22 protein-coding genes are annotated in these 16,450 nt (G+C 58.1%); 11 read left to right on the top strand and 11 right to left on the bottom strand.

The features are described from left to right. Nucleotides 1-118: 118 nt before the first annotated feature. From AC2VNM_RS09535 to AC2VNM_RS09525, 3 genes are read right to left on the bottom strand one after another with little or no spacing between them, the layout of a single operon-like run. Nucleotides 119-343: a PIN domain-containing protein gene (locus tag AC2VNM_RS09535; RefSeq protein ID WP_486913221.1), complete on the bottom strand. Its 225-nt coding sequence runs from the start codon at nucleotides 341-343 to the stop codon at nucleotides 119-121. Beyond that, a complete protein-coding gene (locus AC2VNM_RS09530) occupies nucleotides 340-519 on the bottom strand; it encodes a PIN domain-containing protein (RefSeq protein ID WP_486913220.1) in 180 nt (59 codons plus the stop codon). Before AC2VNM_RS09530 ends, AC2VNM_RS09535 begins: the two co-directional genes overlap by 4 nt. Further along, nucleotides 516-710: a type II toxin-antitoxin system VapB family antitoxin gene (locus tag AC2VNM_RS09525; RefSeq protein ID WP_486913219.1), complete on the bottom strand. Its 195-nt coding sequence runs from the start codon at nucleotides 708-710 to the stop codon at nucleotides 516-518. Before AC2VNM_RS09525 ends, AC2VNM_RS09530 begins: the two co-directional genes overlap by 4 nt. Nucleotides 711-859: 149 nt before the next feature. Between AC2VNM_RS09525 and AC2VNM_RS09520 the strand changes: the two genes are divergently transcribed. The 4 genes from AC2VNM_RS09520 to AC2VNM_RS09505 are packed head-to-tail and all read left to right on the top strand — an operon-like array spanning nucleotide 860 to nucleotide 3,736. After that, the gene (locus tag AC2VNM_RS09520; protein WP_483164778.1) at nucleotides 860-1,642 is read left to right on the top strand and encodes an ABC transporter permease; all 783 of its coding nucleotides are present in this window, start codon (nucleotides 860-862) and stop codon (nucleotides 1,640-1,642) included. Further along, a complete protein-coding gene (rnt, locus tag AC2VNM_RS09515) occupies nucleotides 1,639-2,298 on the top strand; it encodes a ribonuclease T (RefSeq protein ID WP_483164779.1) in 660 nt (219 codons plus the stop codon). The genes AC2VNM_RS09520 and rnt overlap by 4 nt, the downstream gene beginning before the upstream one ends. Next, nucleotides 2,295-3,314 carry a CDP-6-deoxy-delta-3,4-glucoseen reductase gene (locus AC2VNM_RS09510; protein ID WP_486913218.1) on the top strand — a complete coding sequence of 340 codons (1,020 nt, stop codon included), beginning with the start codon at nucleotides 2,295-2,297 and terminating at the stop codon, nucleotides 3,312-3,314. The genes rnt and AC2VNM_RS09510 overlap by 4 nt, the downstream gene beginning before the upstream one ends. Before the next feature lie 59 nt (nucleotides 3,315-3,373). Then, nucleotides 3,374-3,736, top strand: a complete 363-nt coding sequence (locus tag AC2VNM_RS09505; protein ID WP_483164781.1) for a hypothetical protein — start codon at nucleotides 3,374-3,376, stop codon at nucleotides 3,734-3,736. A gap of 59 nt (nucleotides 3,737-3,795) precedes the next feature. On the opposite strand, the gene AC2VNM_RS09500 is transcribed toward AC2VNM_RS09505, so the two are convergent. Together AC2VNM_RS09500 and AC2VNM_RS09495 are read right to left on the bottom strand one after the other, a co-directional pair. After that, nucleotides 3,796-4,083, bottom strand: coding sequence for a zinc ribbon domain-containing protein (locus tag AC2VNM_RS09500; RefSeq protein ID WP_215872892.1), 288 nt, complete (start codon nucleotides 4,081-4,083; stop codon nucleotides 3,796-3,798). 11 nt (nucleotides 4,084-4,094) lie between these two features. Continuing rightward, nucleotides 4,095-5,021 (bottom strand): hypothetical protein, encoded by a 927-nt coding sequence (locus AC2VNM_RS09495; protein WP_483164782.1) that lies wholly within the window; start codon nucleotides 5,019-5,021, stop codon nucleotides 4,095-4,097. Nucleotides 5,022-5,152: 131 nt separating this feature from the next. On the opposite strand from AC2VNM_RS09495, the gene AC2VNM_RS09490 reads away from it, so the two are divergent. The 3 genes from AC2VNM_RS09490 to AC2VNM_RS09480 are packed head-to-tail and all read left to right on the top strand — an operon-like array spanning nucleotide 5,153 to nucleotide 7,394. Then, entirely contained in the window at nucleotides 5,153-5,788 is a 636-nt protein-coding gene (locus AC2VNM_RS09490; protein WP_483164783.1) for a TetR/AcrR family transcriptional regulator, read from the top strand. An 11-nt stretch (nucleotides 5,789-5,799) separates the two neighbouring features. After that, complete coding sequence (gene argB, locus AC2VNM_RS09485) at nucleotides 5,800-6,663, top strand: acetylglutamate kinase (protein ID WP_483164784.1); 864 nt, start codon at nucleotides 5,800-5,802, stop codon at nucleotides 6,661-6,663. Continuing rightward, nucleotides 6,660-7,394 (top strand): pyrimidine 5'-nucleotidase, encoded by a 735-nt coding sequence (locus AC2VNM_RS09480; RefSeq protein WP_483164785.1) that lies wholly within the window; start codon nucleotides 6,660-6,662, stop codon nucleotides 7,392-7,394. The genes argB and AC2VNM_RS09480 overlap by 4 nt, the downstream gene beginning before the upstream one ends. On the opposite strand, the gene AC2VNM_RS09475 is transcribed toward AC2VNM_RS09480, so the two are convergent. Further along, a complete protein-coding gene (locus AC2VNM_RS09475) occupies nucleotides 7,377-8,390 on the bottom strand; it encodes an HlyD family secretion protein (RefSeq protein ID WP_483164786.1) in 1,014 nt (337 codons plus the stop codon). The two genes, AC2VNM_RS09480 and AC2VNM_RS09475, sit on opposite strands and share 18 nt — an antisense overlap. Before the next feature lie 180 nt (nucleotides 8,391-8,570). Here AC2VNM_RS09475 and AC2VNM_RS09470 point away from each other — a divergent pair, with 180 nt between their 5' ends. After that, nucleotides 8,571-9,119, top strand: coding sequence for an acyloxyacyl hydrolase (locus AC2VNM_RS09470; RefSeq protein ID WP_483164787.1), 549 nt, complete (start codon nucleotides 8,571-8,573; stop codon nucleotides 9,117-9,119). 16 nt (nucleotides 9,120-9,135) lie between these two features. Here AC2VNM_RS09470 and bioB read toward each other — a convergent pair whose 3' ends face one another. From bioB to AC2VNM_RS09450, 4 genes are read right to left on the bottom strand one after another with little or no spacing between them, the layout of a single operon-like run. Next, entirely contained in the window at nucleotides 9,136-10,071 is a 936-nt protein-coding gene (bioB, locus tag AC2VNM_RS09465; RefSeq protein ID WP_483164788.1) for a biotin synthase BioB, read from the bottom strand. 37 nt (nucleotides 10,072-10,108) lie between these two features. After that, complete coding sequence (locus AC2VNM_RS09460; RefSeq protein ID WP_483164789.1) at nucleotides 10,109-10,378, bottom strand: YggT family protein; 270 nt, start codon at nucleotides 10,376-10,378, stop codon at nucleotides 10,109-10,111. Nucleotides 10,379-10,380: 2 nt separating this feature from the next. Beyond that, a complete protein-coding gene (gene proC, locus AC2VNM_RS09455) occupies nucleotides 10,381-11,205 on the bottom strand; it encodes a pyrroline-5-carboxylate reductase (protein ID WP_486913217.1) in 825 nt (274 codons plus the stop codon). Beyond that, nucleotides 11,206-11,868 carry a YggS family pyridoxal phosphate-dependent enzyme gene (locus AC2VNM_RS09450; RefSeq protein ID WP_486913216.1) on the bottom strand — a complete coding sequence of 221 codons (663 nt, stop codon included), beginning with the start codon at nucleotides 11,866-11,868 and terminating at the stop codon, nucleotides 11,206-11,208. It lies immediately after the preceding gene. A gap of 79 nt (nucleotides 11,869-11,947) precedes the next feature. On the opposite strand from AC2VNM_RS09450, the gene AC2VNM_RS09445 reads away from it, so the two are divergent. From AC2VNM_RS09445 to AC2VNM_RS09435, 3 genes are read left to right on the top strand one after another with little or no spacing between them, the layout of a single operon-like run. Further along, entirely contained in the window at nucleotides 11,948-13,006 is a 1,059-nt protein-coding gene (locus tag AC2VNM_RS09445; RefSeq protein WP_483164792.1) for a type IV pilus twitching motility protein PilT, read from the top strand. Between the two features lie 12 nt (nucleotides 13,007-13,018). Further along, the gene (locus AC2VNM_RS09440) at nucleotides 13,019-14,155 is read left to right on the top strand and encodes a PilT/PilU family type 4a pilus ATPase (RefSeq protein WP_483164793.1); all 1,137 of its coding nucleotides are present in this window, start codon (nucleotides 13,019-13,021) and stop codon (nucleotides 14,153-14,155) included. Then, nucleotides 14,131-15,303, top strand: a complete 1,173-nt coding sequence (locus tag AC2VNM_RS09435; protein ID WP_483164794.1) for a glycosyltransferase — start codon at nucleotides 14,131-14,133, stop codon at nucleotides 15,301-15,303. Before AC2VNM_RS09440 ends, AC2VNM_RS09435 begins: the two co-directional genes overlap by 25 nt. On the opposite strand, the gene AC2VNM_RS09430 is transcribed toward AC2VNM_RS09435, so the two are convergent. Beyond that, the gene (locus AC2VNM_RS09430; protein ID WP_483164795.1) at nucleotides 15,279-16,421 is read right to left on the bottom strand and encodes an NAD(P)/FAD-dependent oxidoreductase; all 1,143 of its coding nucleotides are present in this window, start codon (nucleotides 16,419-16,421) and stop codon (nucleotides 15,279-15,281) included. The two genes, AC2VNM_RS09435 and AC2VNM_RS09430, sit on opposite strands and share 25 nt — an antisense overlap. Nucleotides 16,422-16,450: the final 29 nt, after the last annotated feature.

Genomic DNA, 16,450 nt, shown 5'->3' with positions numbered 1-16,450 from the left:
GTTGCGCCCTTCTACCGTCAATTTACGCACATCTATCCGTTCCATGACCCTGAGTATACCATAATGATATCGTATATTTAAGGGCCTGGTTAATAGTACACCATGTGATGTTCATCGATTATGCGCTCCTGATAGCGGGCAAGAGGCCCATATGCTCTACGAAGGGCAGGAAGTCCTGATCCTGAAACAGCAGTAGGCACTGATTCTCGATGCTGTAGGTGGCAATGAAAACGTCGATCGTCTTTCGTATTGTGACGCCACGTTTGCGTAGCGCTCTGTAGTTCTCGGCGCACTTGATGGCGTTCGCTTCACCAAGCATCTCTACAACGATCAGAGAACTCATGGGCTTTTGGCGATCTTGTAGTCCGCATCGCTCCGAAAGCCCTGAAGCACTTCGGCAAGGATCACGTCGCCCACGGCCAGAGCTTCAACCCCCAGCAGGGCGTCGAGCATGTCGGTTTCGCGGCTGGCAACGCCGTTGAAGTAATCGATCCAGACGCTGGAATCGACCACTATCATCGGGCAGTTCGTACTTCTGTCAGATCGCCCTCCCAGGTCAGTTTGCCTCTATACTCTTTGATGGCCGCCTGTTTCTTTAGCGTAATTAACGTCTTCAGACCAAGCTCCACGGCTTCCTTCTTGGTTTTGAGGCCGGTGGCTTTCAGAGCCTCATCCATGAGGTTATCGTCTATCACGATGTTGGTCCGCATAGTTGTCTCCTCAATGTGTATCAAGAGTTAATACTATACACACTAGAGGCTTGGCGTGCTACGCTGTGCTCGCGTATGGGTATTCGTTGCGGTGAAACGGCATGGCAAGCCTGCTATAGTCACTGCTTATTTTCCGCTTCGAGAAAGGTATGCAGTACGCTGCGACCGGTTTATTCAGTCATTTTTCGCCGTGGGCGATTGCTGGCGTCTTTGGTCTCCTCGGCAGTTCCTGGGCGCTGTCTGCCTGGCAGCGGCTGGGCGTGGGGCGGGAGCTTTGGTGGTCGGCGTTGCGTGCCACTGTCCAGCTTGCCATCATGGGCTTTATCCTGGGCTGGCTGTTTCGCCAGGAATCACCGCCCCTCCTCATTCTCTTTCTTGCCCTGATGATCTTCACTGCCGGATTCTTCAACCGCAAGCGCGGGGCGGGGATTCCCCATGCCTATTGGGTGGGAACCGCAAGCATCTTCCTGGCCACCACGATCACCCTGGCGTGGATGCTGGTGTCGGGTCTGATCACCTGGAAGGGGCAGTCCCTGGTTCCGATCGGGGGGATGATCATCGGCAACTCAATGAACGCTGTTTCGCTTGCCCTGAATCGTTTGCGTAGTGAGGTCGATCAGCGCGAGGATCTCCTCCTTGCCATGCTCGCCTTGGGCGCCACCGATCGCCAAGCGATGCGCCAGCTCTACGCGATGGTGGTGCGCAGTTCCCTCATCCCCACGTTGGACAGTCTGAAAAGCGTGGGCATGATCCATATACCGGGCATCACTGCGGGGATGATTTTGGCGGGCATGGCGCCGCTCGCGGCGGTATCGATGCAGTTGGTGGTGATGCTGATGCTCACCGCTGCGGTGAGTCTGAGCGTCGCCAGCGCTGTGGTCCTTGCCGGGCCGCGGGCATTGCGCTTTCCTGCGCGAGTGGACGCCGTATGAGCATGACCCCCATTGCTGAGCGCGTGCGCGGCTTTCTGCCGGTGGTAGTAGACGTCGAAACTGCCGGTTTCGATTGTCAGCGCCATGCGCTGCTGGAGATCGCCGCGGTGGTGATTGCCGGGGAGAGCGGTAACTTGCAGCCAGTGCAAATCCTGCACTATCACGTACAACCTTTTGCCGGTGCCATCCTCGATCCACAGGCCCTGGCATTTAACGGAATCGATCCTGAGCATCCCCTGCGCGGCGCCATTCCTGAGGCGCAGGCCCTGCGCGAGCTGTTTCGGGCGCTGCGCAGTCAAGTGCGTGATCAGAAATGTCGTCGTGCCGTTTTGGTGGGGCACAATGCCAACTTTGATCTGTCTTTTCTGCACGCCGCTGCGGCACGAGAGCAGCTAAAAAACAGTCCCTTTCACCCCTTCAGTACCCTGGATACGGTCACATTGTCTGCTTTGGCGCTCGGTGAAACCGTCCTCGCCAAAGCGGTGCGCAAGGCGGGTCTGGATTGGGATGGAAAACAGGCCCATTCGGCCTTATATGATGCAGAAAGGACTGCTGCATTGTTTTGCTGGATCTGGAACCGTTTTGATCAGAGCGAGATTTCGCCCTTTTCTTTGTCTTCCGGGTCGTCGTCTCTTCTCGACAGGAGTAGCACATGACTTATCGTTTACGCATCGAACCCAGTGGCCACGAAATGGACATCGAGGCCAACGAAACGATTCTCGAGGCAGCCCTGCGTCATGGCTATGCCTTGCCCTATAGCTGTCGCAGTGGCACCTGCGCCACCTGTAAAGGCAAGATTCTGGCGGGATCGGTCGATTATGGGGACGTCGATGAAAAGATGTTGCCGGATGAAGAGATGGAGGCAGGTTTTGCCCTCTTTTGTCAGGCGACACCATTAACCGATTTGTCGATCGAGGCGCGCGAGGTTGGTGCTGCCGCCGGGATCGAAATCAAGACCCTGCCTTCCCGGGTAGCGCGTATCGTTGACCTCGCGCCTGAGGTACGAGCCCTGTTTTTACAGTTGCCCAGCACCCAGGAATTTCGCTTTTTACCTGGCCAGTACATCGATATCCTGCTCAAGGACGGCAGTAGACGAGGCTTCTCCATCGCCAATATGCCAGGACCTGGCGCGCAGCTGGAGTTGCATATCAAGCATGTCCTGGGTGGCCAATTCACCGGGCACGTCTTTTCCTCCATGAAGGAAAAAGACATCCTGCGCTTTGAAGGTCCGCTGGGTACTTTCTTCATCCGAGATGACTGGCCGGAGCGCCCGTTACTCTTGGCAGCAACGGGAACTGGCTTTGCGCCGATCAAGGGAATGCTGGAACAACTCTTTGCCAATCGCGATACCCGCGACATCCACTTTTACTGGGGTGTACGCTATGCCCAAGAATTTTATTATCAGGAACTGTTACAGGAATGGCAGGCGAGGCATCCCAACTTTCACTTCCATCCCGTGGTTTCGCGTCCAGATGCCTCCTGGAATGGGAGAACTGGCTATATCACCACGACAATCGGCGCAGATTTTCCCCAGCCAAAAGACCTTGTCGCCTATCTTTGCGGGCATCCGGATATGGTCTTCGACTTGGCCGAAAGTCTGGAGCAATCCGGTCTCGATCCGCAATACATATTTTCTGACGCTTTCGTATTTGCGAAAAGTAAAACGAACTGACATAATCGCTGACGTTGGCGTAGATGACGCCAAATTTTCGGTAATGGGGAGCTCGGAAAATGGAAAAGCAGAAAAGACGTCGGCGTACGGCAGAAGAACGTTTGGCAGATCTGGAAGCCAAAAAACTGCAGATGGAAGCTCGCATGCGCGAGCAGATGAACAAGATCGAGGAGCAGAAGCGCCGCTTGCAGGAAAATCCCAAACTCAAGCGTGAGCGAGATGCGCAGCGGCGTATGCTGGTCGATCGCATTTCTCGTTTGGCCAATGGCTGGGAGGCGACGCAAATCCTCGCGGCAGTGGCGGAAGTCTACGAGCAAGTGAATGGTGACGAAGCCAAGATGAATGCGCTGCACCAGCGCGGTGAGGCTTTGATGCAGGAACTGAAGCCTCGTCGTGGACGTCGCCCGCGCAACAGTATTTGATCACGCGCTAGCCAAGCAAAAAGGGTCTGCTGAATGCAGGCCCTTTTGCTTTATCCACTTCATTTCTTGCGCCATCGCGACAGGGTGGCAATCCGATGCGCCATGTACGCACGGATGTACCAGGGCTGTCCGCGTTTGCGCAGCAGGTTGCGGGCGCGCTGCTGCATTTGCTCCAGCTCCAGATCGGGCTCCTTGAATTCCCCAGATGCGTAACAGTAGCTACAGAACTTCTTGCTGCGGCTGCCGTCTGCTTCGCTGCCTCCGCCCTCTGGATCGAAGCAGAGAGGCATACCGCAGCTCTGGCAACGTTGTTTCTCCAATTCCCACTGCCGTTTTAATTTTTTCATAGGATCCTTCCTTACAGGTCTTCTGGAGCTTCCAGTTCCAGGGCCTCCAGGTAGAGGTGAGCCATGCCCAAGAGAAATACGACGTTGGGCAACAAAAAGGTGAGAATGCCGGCGGCAAACCAGGACAGACGCTGGCCGCTATGGGTCCAGTGGACGATGGGGGCGACACTCTGCTGCACCGCGACATGCAGATTGGGGAGCCAATCGAGCAAGAGCGCCTCGCCGCCACCATGGCCATACAGCGCATTCGCCAGAAATGGCGTTGCCGCCGCCAGCGTCAGGGCATAGCCGCCGTACAGAAGCAGAATGATGACCAAGGCCACAGCGCTACTCAATACTCCGAGCAAAAGCATCATCAGTAACACGGAACCAGGCCGTTTCCGAGCGATGGTAATGGTATGTCGCAAGGCTTTTGCTACTCCCTCGCCATGCCAGAGTGCCGGGCCGGACAGATTGAAGACGATAATCGCGAGGATGAGCAATGCGGCATTGAAAATGACCACCAAAGGAAACAGCGGTACGACGAGATAGGGACCAAACGCCGGGATGCGCGTCAGACCAAAGGCCAGCATTTCGACGACACCGATCCCCAGCAGCAGCAGTCCCTCCATTACCACCAGTAAGAGAAGGCGCGGCCAGGCTCGCAATGCGAACGCGATACTGCGCCAGATACCTGGGCTGCGCTCGCCGCGGGCGTCATAGACCAGCAGGCGTCCGGCGGCCAGGTAGCCAATCAATACAGCCAGGACGAAGAGAGCCGCGCCCAGCACTGCGCCCGCTGCGTCCTGTCCCCAGCTGTCTATGCCCTCCCAAAGGATAGCCCCGGCGAGGATACATCCGCCATAGACGACATTGGGGCGCCAGAGGGTGACGCCATGCAATGCCTGCAAAAGCAGGGTGAAAGAAAAGTCGCTGTGGCTGTTATGTTGGTGGAACATTGGGCACCATATAGAGGAATGGCGCTAAGAATAGCAAATGGCAAAGCCGGCTGCATCGCGTGGATGGTGTTTCGAGGCGCTCCAGTGCTAGACTGACCGACGAGTCAGTATCGGTTGTGTGGGTTACCAGAATGGAAAATGACGCGACCAGCGTGAGCAGCGAAGGGGAGGGTTACCGCAAAATCATTGCGGCGGCCGAGAAGCTGTTCGCCGATCACGGTTTCGATGCGGTGTCCATGCATGCCATCGCTACCGATGCAGGTATTAGCAAGGCCAATATCTATCACTATTTCCCTAATAAAGACGCTCTTTATCTGGCGGTTCTGCAGAGCGCCGCGGCCAGCCTGCGCGCCCTGCTGCAGGCAGCGGTGGACAAGAGCGGCACAGCCAGCGAGGCCTTGCACCATTTTGCCGTGAATCATCTGCAGCACCTGCTGGCGCGTCCACGATTGGTGCGTCTGTTTCTGCGGGAGATGCTGGAAAAGGGCGAGCCACGCGCTCGCGATCTGGCGGATGCCGGGCTGGCGGATCTGTTCGCCAGTTTGGTGCAGATTCTCCAGCTCGGCCAGGAACGGGGAGAGCTGCGCAAGGATTTCGATCCAGCGCTGGTGACTACCATGTTGCTCGGTGCCAATGTCATCTTTTTTCAATCGCTGGATTTGCTGCGACAATATCCCACCGTGACCTTTGTCGATCGCCCCGAAGAGTATGACCGAGCGATGGTCGAGGTGCTATTACGCGGTATTCGTAACCGTTCTGAGCCATAGGGTATTTCTTTATGAGCATCGACCCCCGTCAGCAGGCCGAATTCCTCATCGAGGCCTTGCCGTACATGCAACGCTTCCAGGGCAGCACCTTGGTCATCAAGTATGGCGGCAATGCCATGACCGAACCCGTCTTGCAGGAACAGTTTGCCTACGACGTCACCCTGCTCAAACAGGTGGGGATGAACCCGGTCATCGTGCATGGTGGTGGTCCGCAGATCAATGCACTGCTGCAGCGCCTCGATTTGTCTTCCAAAATGCTCGATGGCATGCGCGTGACCGATGACGCAACGATGGAAGTGGTGGAGATGGTGCTCGGTGGCCTGGTCAACAAACAGATCGTCCAGGGAATTCAGCGTGCCGGTGGGAAAGCGGTGGGGCTGACCGGCAAAGATGGTAATCTGATCCAGGCAGCCAAGCTGCAGCGGGATGATGGCGTCGATCTGGGGTGGGTGGGAGAAGTGACGCGGATCAATGCTGAGCTGATCCGCTTTCTCGATGCCGGTGGGGTGATTCCGGTTATTGCGCCGATTGGTGTTGGGGCGGGTGGAGAATCCTACAACATCAATGCTGACCTGGTGGCAGGCGCCTTGGCCAGCACCCTGCATGCCGAAAAGTTTGTGCTGATGACCAATGTTGCCGGTGTCCTGGACCCGGCGAATCAACTCTACGAGCGGCTGCGCATCGCCGAGGTGCAGCAGCTGATGAGCAATGGCGTGATCACCGGCGGTATGATCCCCAAGTTGCGTTGTTGTCTGGATGCTCTGGCCGGGGGCGTGCGCGCTGCCCACATCATTGATGGTCGAGTACCGCACGCCTTGCTGCTCGAGGTGTTCACCCGCCTGGGTGTCGGCACGTTGATTTCGGATCTCGATTGAAGCGAAAATGGAAACGTGGACAGCGGCGTGGGGCGCCACGTGCCGATTGTATCCTGCCGCGTTTTTTGGGCCTGCGCCGACGTCCCTGGCCGGTCTACCTCTTCGATCTCGACAATACCCTCTACGATGCCAATGTGCACTGCTTTCCGCAGATGCATCGCTACATGCATGCCTATCTGCAAGAGAAGCTCGGCCTCGAGCGCGCCGCGGCCGAGGCTCTGCGCCAGCAATACTGGCGCCGCTACGGGACCACGCTGGCGGGATTGATGCGGCATCACGACACCGATCCACACGAATTTTTGCAGGCCATTCATCCGCCAGCCTTGGCGGCCACGGTACCCGCCAATCCGCTTCTCGACTGCTGGCTGGCCAGCCTCGACGGACCTGCGTATATCTTCACCAATAGTGTTGCGGCGCATGCCGAGCGGGTCCTGGCACGCTTGCAGGTGACGCGACATTTTTTGGGAATTTTCGACCTCTCGGCAGCAGCCTTGCGTGGCAAACCCGATCTCTACGCCTACCGCAGCTTGCTACGACGCTACCGGGTCGCTGCCCCGCGCTGTCATTTTTTTGATGATAGCCGCGCCAATCTGCGCACTGCGCGCCTTCTGGGTATGCGCACCACCTGGATTCACCCGCGTCGCCGCCAGCCCGGGCAACTGGTCAAGTTGCCACCTGCTTGCCGCAAGCCATCGGGCCTGCCTAAAACAAAATCAGAAGTATGGTTGTAGAAAGGTAACCCAGCCGGGGGCATGTTTGGTAGTTACGGTGACGGTTGCGCTCGTACCGATGTGCAGGGGCAGCTTAGGATCGGGGTTGAGCACGTCAATGCGTACCGGCACGCGTTGCGTGACCTTCACCCAGTTACCGGTCGCATTTTCCGGAGGCAGCAGGGAGAAGGCATTGCCGGCACCACCACTGATGCTCACTACCTTTCCTTTGAAGGTGTGGTTGGGGTACATGTCGATATTGATGGTCGCTGCGAGTCCCGGATGGATGCGGTCGAGATCGGTCTCTTTGTAATTTGCCTCGATCCAGTAGGCTTGGTCGCCAATCAGAGGAAAGAGATCCTGGTTGACGGATACGACATCTCCTATATGAATCTTGTCTACCTTGCTTACCACGCCGGTAATTGGTGCGTAAATCGTGGTCTCGGAGAGATCCAGCTTGGCCATGCGCACGGCGGCTTCGGCCGCCGCGATCCGCGCTTTGTTCAGCGATTTTTCCGACACGGCTCCAGCAAGGGATGCGTGATTGGCCTGCAACTGCGCTTGCAACTCAGCCGCTTTGGTCTGCGCGTCGTCTGCTGCTTGCACAGACAGATACTGTTTGGCGGCCAGCGCTTTGGCGCGATCAGCATTGCGTGCGGCGTTGGCATAGTTGACCTGATTGGCCTGGATTTGCGCCTGTGCCGAATCGATTTTGGCAGCAATGCTGGCGCGCTGCCGCTTTGCCTGGGCGAGTTCAGCTTCGGCCTGTTCTAATTTATACTCGTATCTCCGCGGATCGATTTTGAGGAGCGGCTGCCCCCGTTGGACAGTCTGGTTGTCGCGCACGTAGAGGGCTACGACATGACCAGTTACCCGCGGAGCGATGTTGACGACATGGGCGTGCACGTAGGCATCATCGGTACTTGGATAGTAGTCGGAGATCTGAAAATAGGCGTAGGCGCCAAAGGCAACCAGCACCACAATGATGAGTACCGCAAACCGTTTGATCCATCGCATGGCGATTTCCCTTCTCCCGCAGCAATACGTAGGGCACGTCTGTCCGCCTTGGTGCCTGTCTAGCGTAAGAATCTTTGACGGAATTCGTAACACAAGACATACTGACCGTTCGGTCGATAAGGTAGCGCATGGCGCGCCTGCGGGCAAGTGATTTTTGAACAGAGGCTAAAGGAGTAGAGAATGCGGATTTTTTCCCCAAAGATGTTATTTGCAGGTGCCGCTATGCTGGCTTTTGCACCTTTTGCCAGCGCCGAGGGGTTGCATGTGATCCAGGGCGGGCCGGCTTACCTCAGCGCCGGTGTGGGGGTGTTCAACGGGGTCGGGATTCACCCCATTTCCGGGCCGAATCCGCGCGTGCCGGAGATCAACGTAGAGTACCAGTCGGCATCCAAGCTATTCGGTATCGGTGCGGCATGGGGGCTGATGGCCAATACCCGGGGTGGCTTCATGGGCTATACCGGTTTTTATTCCGACATCGCCTGGGATCGTTGGGTCTTGACCCCCGTTCTCGGCTTTGGTGGCTATGATGCTGGAAAAAACGGTAAAGATTTGGGCAGCACCTTTGAGTTTCGCCTGGAATTGGGTCTCGCCTATCAGTTTGCCAATGGCGGGCGCCTTGGGGTGAAGATCGCGCACGTTTCCAATGCCTACATCGTCAATCAGGATCCTGGCGAGGATGAAGCGCTGATCACTTATTCCTTCCCACTATCCTTTGGCGACCACGACTGAGACAGGACGCCGCTGCTTAACCGGCGGCGCATAGTCCTAGTTTGGCGAAGAGACCGGCGTCGTGATCGCTACTGGCGTTGTTGGTAGTCAGCAGACGATCTCCCAGGAAAATGCTGTTGGCGCCGGCCAGGAAGGCTAGCGCCTGCAGGCTGTCGCTCATCTTTTCCCGACCGGCGGCCAAGCGCACGTAACTATTGGGAAATAGAATGCGCGCCACGGCAATGGTGCGTACGAATTCGATCTCGTCGATGGGTTCCGCGTCGGCGAGGGGGGTACCGGCAATAGGCACCAGGGCGTTGATGGGGATACTTTCCGGTGCTGGCTCCAGGGCGGCCAGGCTTTGCAGCAGACGGGCACGGTCACGCCGACTTTCTCCCATACCCAGGATTCCGCCACTGCAGACCTTGATCCCGGCGTTGCGCACCGCCGCCAGGGTCTCCAGCCGCTCGTCGTAACTGCGGGTGTGAATCACCTCGCCATAGAACTCCGGCGAGGTATCGAGATTATGGTTGTAGTAGTCCAGACCGGCCGCCTGCAGGCGCTCCGCCTGGCCGGGCTTGAGCATCCCCAGGGTGACACAGGTTTCGAGGCCGAGTTCCTTTACTGCCTGCACCATCTCTGCCACTTTCTCCAGATCTCGTTCGTGCGGGCTGCGCCAGGCCGCACCCATGCAGAAACGCTGCGCCCCCGCGTCCTTGGCGGCTTGCGCGGCTTCGAGCACTTCCGCCAGAGGCAGCAGCGGGGTAACCGGTAGTTTGGCCTCATGATGCACGCTTTGCGCGCAGTAGCCGCAGTCCTCCGGGCAGGCGCCGGTCTTGATCGACAGAAGCGTGGAACATTGCACGGTATTCGGCGCAAAGTGCTCTCGATGCACCTGCTGGGCGCGAAATAGGAGATCGTTGAAGGGGAGGGAGAAGATTTCGAGAATTTCTTCTAGGGAAGGGTGTGTCATGATCTTGGTCCAAAAAGGTCAAACCGGAAAGAGGATACTAGAAACCACCAAAAAACAGGCGTTGCAGAAGTATTTTTGCCGCTTCGATGAGCAGCATGGCCACCAGCGGGCTGAGATCGATGCCGCCCAGAGGCGGTAGATGCTGCTGCAGTGGGCGCAGGATGGGATCGGTCACGCGGTCGAGAAAACGTACGACTGGATTGTAAGGGTTGGGTTGCACCCAGGAGAGGATGGCGCGGAGGAAAATGGCCCAGAACAACAAAGTCAGGGCAAACTCCAACAGGCGATAGAGATCGAAGAGCAGCATCTTTAGAGCTCTTCTGCCAGGAGTGCGGCGAGCTCCTGACTGCGCTGGCTGGCAGCATCCAGGGCACGTTTGGCGAGAGGTCGCAGGCCCTCCTCCCAGACGCCGAGCCCCGCCGCCGTCGTCCCGCCGGGACTGGTGACCTGATGGCGGAGCAAGGCCGGTGCTAGCTTGCTCTGCTGCGCGAGTTCCGCCGCCCCGCGTAGAGTGGCAATGGCCAGGCGGCGGGCCTGATCACGATACAGTCCGCCAGCCACGGCGGCATCTTCCAGCGCTTCCAGAAAGAGAAACACATAGGCGGGACCACTCCCGGCGAGGGCGGTGGCCATGTCCATGCTCTCTTCATCTGGCAGCCACTCTGCCAATCCGGTGCTCTGCACTAATTTTTCCGCCTGTTGGCGACGCGCGGCGCCGAGCTCTGCTGGCGCATAGAGAGTGCTTGCGCCAGCGCCGATCTGCGTGGGGGTATTGGGCATGACCCGGACGACGTCGACTTTGGGTACCAGCGCCTGTATCGAGCTGAGGCGAACGCCGGCAGCAACTGAGATCAACAAGGCTCTGGCAGCGCGCAGCTCGTGCGCCCAGGCAGTGAGTATTGCCCGCATCTGTTTGGGCTTGGCGGCATATACGACCACGGCTTCTGGCGGCAGGGGGCATGGCTCGGCAGGCAAGCTCTGTACCCCGAACTCCGTAGCCAAGGCGTCGCGGCGCTGCGGATGGGGGGCGTGTACCTGGACCTGCTGCGCGGGAAAACCATTGTTGCAGAGGCCAGCGATGAGGGCGCGGGCCATGTTGCCCGCTCCGAGAAAGATGATCTGTTGCTGCTGCAATCATTGCTCCTTGGGACGACTGCCAAACAGCACGGTCCCCAGTCGAATTTCCGTGGCCCCGTGGGCCAAAGCCTCAGGATAGTCGCCTGAGGTGCCCATGGAAAGGGTGTCGATCTGCTGGTCGGTGAACTGTCTTTGCAATTGTTCATAGAGTTTGCGTAGCTGCGCAAAATTCTGGTCAGCCACATGAGGGTCGGGATGTACCAGCGCCATCAGGCCGCGGAGCCGCAGATTGGCGCTGGCGACAATCTGTTCCGCCAAGGAAAAAATGTCTTCTATCGCACAACCGCCTTTACTTTCCTCGCCGCTGATGGCAACCTCGATCAAGACCTGCAGGGGTGGGAGTCCGGCCCGTTCGCGATCTAGACGCTCGACGAGAAGGCTGCGATCGACGCTCTCCACCCAGTCAAAGTGGCGAGCGATCTCGCCGGTTTTGTTGCGCTGGATGCGGCCAATGAAGTGCCAGCAGATTTCCAGATCCGATAGGGTCGCCATCTTGCCCATGGCCTCTTGCAGATAATTCTCCCCAAAATGGCGCAGGCCCAGTGCGTAGGCGGCGCGCATACGCTCAGCAGGCACCGTTTTGCTGACCGCCAGGAGACGGCAGGGCACATGGCTTCGAAGTTCTTCTTGTATCTGCTGCAGGCGTTGCGAAAGGTCCATTCAACTCTCTTTGGGTGGAATCTGGAAGATCGCCTATAGTAATGGCCTATCGCTGGTTGCCCAAACAAGGAAGTCGCAGATGAGTCAAATGGATGTCACCGATCTGCTCGGTTTTGCGGTAAAAAACAATGCGTCCGATATCCACGTTTCCGCTGGTCTGCCCCCCATGCTGCGCATCAATGGCGAGATCAAACCAGTCAATGTGCCGCCTCTCAGCAAAGAAATCGTGCATGCCATGATCTACGACATCATGAACGACGCCCAGCGGAAATGGTATGAGGAGAATCTGGAGATCGACTTCGCCATCGACGTCCCGCAGGTGGCACGCTTTCGTATCAACGCCTTTCAGCAGGATCGCGGACCCGCCGCGGCGTTTCGTACCATTCCCGCCAAGGTCCTCAGTCTGGAAGAGCTGAATGCGCCGGTGGTATTCAAAGAGATTATCGACGTGCCGCGGGGACTGGTGCTGGTGACCGGCCCAACGGGATCGGGTAAGTCGACTACCCTAGCGGCCATGGTGAACCACATCAACAACCATCGTCAGGATCATATCATTACCATCGAGGATCCGATCGAGTTTCTGCATACCCCCAACAAGTGTCTGATCAACCAGCGTGAGGTCGGGGCGAATACAAAATCTTTTGAAAATGCCTTGCGCTCCGCCCTGCGTGAGGATCCAGATGTGATTCTGGTGGGTGAGTTGCGTGATCTTGAAACCATGCGTCTGGCTCTGACTGCGGCGGAGACCGGGCATGTCGTATTTGGTACCTTGCACACCAGCTCTGCTCCGAAGACCATCGACCGTATCATCGATTCCTTCCCTGGCGGGGAGAAGGATATGGTGCGAGCCATGCTCTCCGAGTCCCTGCGCGCGGTGATCGCGCAAACCCTCATCCCGACCGCCGATCACCGCGGGCGGGTAGCGGCGCATGAGATCATGATTGCCAACCCGGCGATCCGCAATCTGATTCGGGAAAACAAAGTGGCGCAGATGTATTCCGTCATCCAGACGGGCCAGAATCAGGGGATGCAGACCCTTGATCAGTGTTTGCTCGCCCTGGTCCGCGCGCACAAGATCAGCCGTGACGATGCGCTGCGCCGGGCACAGAACAAAGAAAGCCTCGCCAACGTCGCTTGATGGGAGAAGACCATGCCAGTGCTTGATGACCTGTTACGGTTGATGATGGAGAAAAACGGTTCCGATCTGTATTTTACGGTTGGCTCGCCACCGGTGATGAAGATCGATGGGCGCGCCGTTCCCGTCGGCGATGAGCTCCTGAAACCCGGCCAAACCCTGGCCCTCGCGAAGGAGATTCTGGGGCTGGAACGACTGCAGGATTTTCAGCACGAAAAGGAGGCCAATCTCGCCTTGTCGGTCCCGGGGGTGGGTAGATTTCGGGTCAACGGATTTTTTCAGAGAAATGAAATTTCCTTCGTTATCCGTGCCATCAAGACGCAGATCCCGACCCTGGATCAGCTGCACATGCCGCCGATTCTGAAGGAATTGGCGATGACCTCCCGCGGCTTGGTACTTTTTGTGGGTTCTACCGGCTCCGGAAAAAGCACCTCCCTGGCGTCCATGCTGCAACATCGCAATGCCAGTTCGGCAGGACACATTCTCACCATTGAAGACCCCATTGAATACCTCCACAAAAATATCAAGTCGATCGTCAATCAGCGCGAAGTCGGTATTGATACCCTGAGTTACGAGAACGCCCTGGAAAATGCCCTGCGTGAGGCCCCCGACGTCATCCTGATCGGCGAAGTGCGCAGCCGCGCTACCATGGAGCATGCGGTGGCCTACGCCGAAACCGGCCACCTGTGTATGTCCACCCTGCATGCCAACAATGCCAATCAGGCGGTGGAGCGCATCATCAATTTCTTCCCGGAGGAGCGTAAACGGCAGTTGCTCATGGATCTTTCCCTAAACCTCAAGGCGGTAGTATCGCAGCGTCTTCTTCCCCTCAAGGGCCGGCCAGGACGAATTGCGGCAATGGAAGTGCTGATCAATACGCCGACAATTGCCGATCTCATCTATCGTGGGGAAGTCGGCCTGTTGAAAGACGCCATGGCGCGGCCCAACGATGTCGGCATGCAGACTTTCGATCAGTCGCTGGTGAAGCTGTATATGGACGGCATGATTGAATACGAGGACGCCATCCGCGGCGCCGATTCCCAGAATGATTTGCGCTTGGCCATCAAAATGGAGTGCATGAAGCGTGGTCTGGAGGATCCGGGTTCCAAAGCCGAGGCGGCGAGCCAATGGCGCATTGGTGGCAATGCCTGATGCTGCTGGGCTTTGCGATCGCGGTTTTTCTGGCCTGGGTTGTCCTGTATCTGGCGCGGGGAGGATTCTGGCGCGCGGACCAACGCCTTAGCGCCGCGGAAATTGCGGAGTGGCCGGCAGTCACTGCCGTGGTCCCCGCACGGAACGAGGCCGTCGGGATTGCTGCTTGTGTGCGCGGGATTCTCGGCCAGGACTATCCTGGCGAACTGCGACTGATCGTCATTGATGACCAAAGTGTCGACGGCACCGCGGATCTGGCGCAGTCTGCTGCGGCAGAACTGGATGCTGCATCTCGGCTGACGGTCCTGCGCGGAAAAGACCTCCCGCCAGGCTGGGCGGGTAAGGTCTGGGCGATGTCCCAAGGGGTGGAGGCGGCTGGCGCCGTGCCCTACCTCTGGTTTACCGATGGCGATATCGTGCATGCGCCGCTGGTCTTGCGCGCCCTCGTCGCCAAAGCGGTAATAGAAAATCGTGTCCTGGTCTCACTCATGGTGCGTCTTTCCTGTCAGACCTTGTGGGAGCGCTGGCTCATTCCGCCTTTTCTGTTCTTTTTTCAGAAGCTGTATCCCTTCACCTGGATCAATGATCCGCGACGTAAGCTCGCCGGCGCGGCGGGGGGGTGTATGCTGGTGGCAGGCGCAGCGCTGGTGGCAAGCGGCGGGCTGCAGGCGATGCGTGACGCGCTCATCGACGACTGCACCCTAGCCGCGCAACTCAAGGCACAGGGGCCTATCTGGCTGGGACTTGCAGATCATAGTGTCAGCCTGCGACGCTATACCCGTCTGCAGGAAATCTGGGCGATGGTGACGCGCTCCGCCTATGTGCAACTCGATTTTCGCCCTTCGCGCCTACTCATTGCCACGTTGAGTATGCTCTTTCTGTATCTGTTGCCTTGGATGCTATTGCTCGTCGGGCTTGCCTGCGATCAAGTCTGGGTCTGGGGGCTATCCCTGGCCAGCCTGTTACTCTCCTGGCGGATGTTCTGGCCGACCCTGCGCGATTATCGGCTTTCTCCGCTTTGGGTTCTGACGTTACAACCAGCTGCCTGGCTGTATACCCTGATGACTTTGGACTCTGCCCGCCGTCACTACGGCGGGCGAGGTGGCGCCTGGAAGGGGCGGGTTTACCCGGTAGAACGGGGGCGATAGGAGGCCAGATAGCGCCATTCGAAGACGCGCTTGGCCAGATGCCACCAGGAGCCGGGGACGACGCGGGCCGTATTGGGGCTGCGATATACGAGGTTGCCGCCGTCGAGACTGTCGACGATGCAGATGAGTTCCTGGCGGAATGTCTGGTCGGCCGCTTGTCCTTGCACATGGCGAAGGGCATTGTGCACCGCAGTCTTGGCCTGCAGGTCGGCGCTGTGCCCCTGTTTGGGCAGCCAGTTCGGACTGTCGCCGTAGGATGCCGCATCCCCCACCGCATAGACCCCGGGCAGGCCAGGAACCTGACAGTGATTGTCGGCCTGCAAGAAACCGCCCGGTGACAGCGGCAGGGCACTATTGGCCGCAAAGGCTGGGCCGGTCATGCCGGGCATGAAGAGGATCAGATCGGCATCGATGTCGCCCCCCTCGGTGTGTACCTGTTGGGCATCGAAGCCGGTAATCTTATGGCCGAGGTGGGTGCGAATCTGACGTCTTTCCATCTCCGCCAATAATCCCGCGACAGCATCGGCACCGAGACGGTTGCCCGGCTCGCGCATGGGATTGAAGAAGGTCAGGGTGAATTTTTCGCGGGTACCCTGGCGGCGTAGGTAGGTGTCGATCCCGAAGAGCAGCTCGAAGATGGGGCCGCCACGTACGGCACTCGGTTCCTGGGGATTACCGGCAAAGCCGAAGGCAATGTTGCCACCCGCCATGCTCTGCAGGCGCTCGCGAATCTGTTGCGCGGTCTCGATGCCATCACAGATGGCGAGACTGTGTTCGATCCCCGGTAGCTTGCGCAGACCACGTCCGCCGGCGGCAATGATCAGGGCATCCTGTTCCAGACTGGTACCGGATTCCAGTTGTACGTGTCCTTGGGCATCAATGGATTGCACCGTGTCGGCAACGAACTCCACCCGTTGGCGCTGGAAGAAGTCACGCAGGTCGATGCGCAGTTCCTCGCCCTGGCGCAGACCGGTCGGAACCCAGATGAGACTGGGGTAGTAAATGAACTCCGGCTTGGGAGCGACGAGACGGATCTCTGCGTCGGGGGCGCGGCGGCGCAGCTCGCGCACGGCCGTCAGGCCGCCAAAGCCACTACCAATGATGATAAATTGGGCCATACAATCCTCCTGTGATTCTATCGATGCTT

Source organism: Acidithiobacillus sp. TH-A67, from assembly GCF_057473545.1.
This window is presented reverse-complemented; position numbering and strand designations above follow the sequence as displayed.

Coding starts and splice junctions, on each gene's coding strand:
- AC2VNM_RS09500 (WP_215872892.1), bottom strand. CDS start 4,083: ATGAAAAAATTAAAACGGCAGTGGGAATTGGAGAAACAACGTTGCCAG.
- AC2VNM_RS09505 (WP_483164781.1), top strand. CDS start 3,374: ATGGAAAAGCAGAAAAGACGTCGGCGTACGGCAGAAGAACGTTTGGCA.
- AC2VNM_RS09445 (WP_483164792.1), top strand. CDS start 11,948: ATGAGTCAAATGGATGTCACCGATCTGCTCGGTTTTGCGGTAAAAAAC.
- AC2VNM_RS09450 (WP_486913216.1), bottom strand. CDS start 11,868: ATGGACCTTTCGCAACGCCTGCAGCAGATACAAGAAGAACTTCGAAGC.
- AC2VNM_RS09475 (WP_483164786.1), bottom strand. CDS start 8,390: ATGCGATGGATCAAACGGTTTGCGGTACTCATCATTGTGGTGCTGGTT.
- AC2VNM_RS09520 (WP_483164778.1), top strand. CDS start 860: ATGCAGTACGCTGCGACCGGTTTATTCAGTCATTTTTCGCCGTGGGCG.
- AC2VNM_RS09430 (WP_483164795.1), bottom strand. CDS start 16,421: ATGGCCCAATTTATCATCATTGGTAGTGGCTTTGGCGGCCTGACGGCC.
- AC2VNM_RS09435 (WP_483164794.1), top strand. CDS start 14,131: ATGGCGCATTGGTGGCAATGCCTGATGCTGCTGGGCTTTGCGATCGCG.
- AC2VNM_RS09525 (WP_486913219.1), bottom strand. CDS start 710: ATGCGGACCAACATCGTGATAGACGATAACCTCATGGATGAGGCTCTG.
- bioB (WP_483164788.1), bottom strand. CDS start 10,071: ATGACACACCCTTCCCTAGAAGAAATTCTCGAAATCTTCTCCCTCCCC.
- AC2VNM_RS09510 (WP_486913218.1), top strand. CDS start 2,295: ATGACTTATCGTTTACGCATCGAACCCAGTGGCCACGAAATGGACATC.
- AC2VNM_RS09490 (WP_483164783.1), top strand. CDS start 5,153: ATGGAAAATGACGCGACCAGCGTGAGCAGCGAAGGGGAGGGTTACCGC.
- AC2VNM_RS09530 (WP_486913220.1), bottom strand. CDS start 519: ATGATAGTGGTCGATTCCAGCGTCTGGATCGATTACTTCAACGGCGTT.
- AC2VNM_RS09535 (WP_486913221.1), bottom strand. CDS start 343: ATGAGTTCTCTGATCGTTGTAGAGATGCTTGGTGAAGCGAACGCCATC.
- AC2VNM_RS09440 (WP_483164793.1), top strand. CDS start 13,019: ATGCCAGTGCTTGATGACCTGTTACGGTTGATGATGGAGAAAAACGGT.
- argB (WP_483164784.1), top strand. CDS start 5,800: ATGAGCATCGACCCCCGTCAGCAGGCCGAATTCCTCATCGAGGCCTTG.
- AC2VNM_RS09470 (WP_483164787.1), top strand. CDS start 8,571: ATGCGGATTTTTTCCCCAAAGATGTTATTTGCAGGTGCCGCTATGCTG.
- AC2VNM_RS09460 (WP_483164789.1), bottom strand. CDS start 10,378: ATGCTGCTCTTCGATCTCTATCGCCTGTTGGAGTTTGCCCTGACTTTG.
- AC2VNM_RS09495 (WP_483164782.1), bottom strand. CDS start 5,021: ATGTTCCACCAACATAACAGCCACAGCGACTTTTCTTTCACCCTGCTT.
- rnt (WP_483164779.1), top strand. CDS start 1,639: ATGAGCATGACCCCCATTGCTGAGCGCGTGCGCGGCTTTCTGCCGGTG.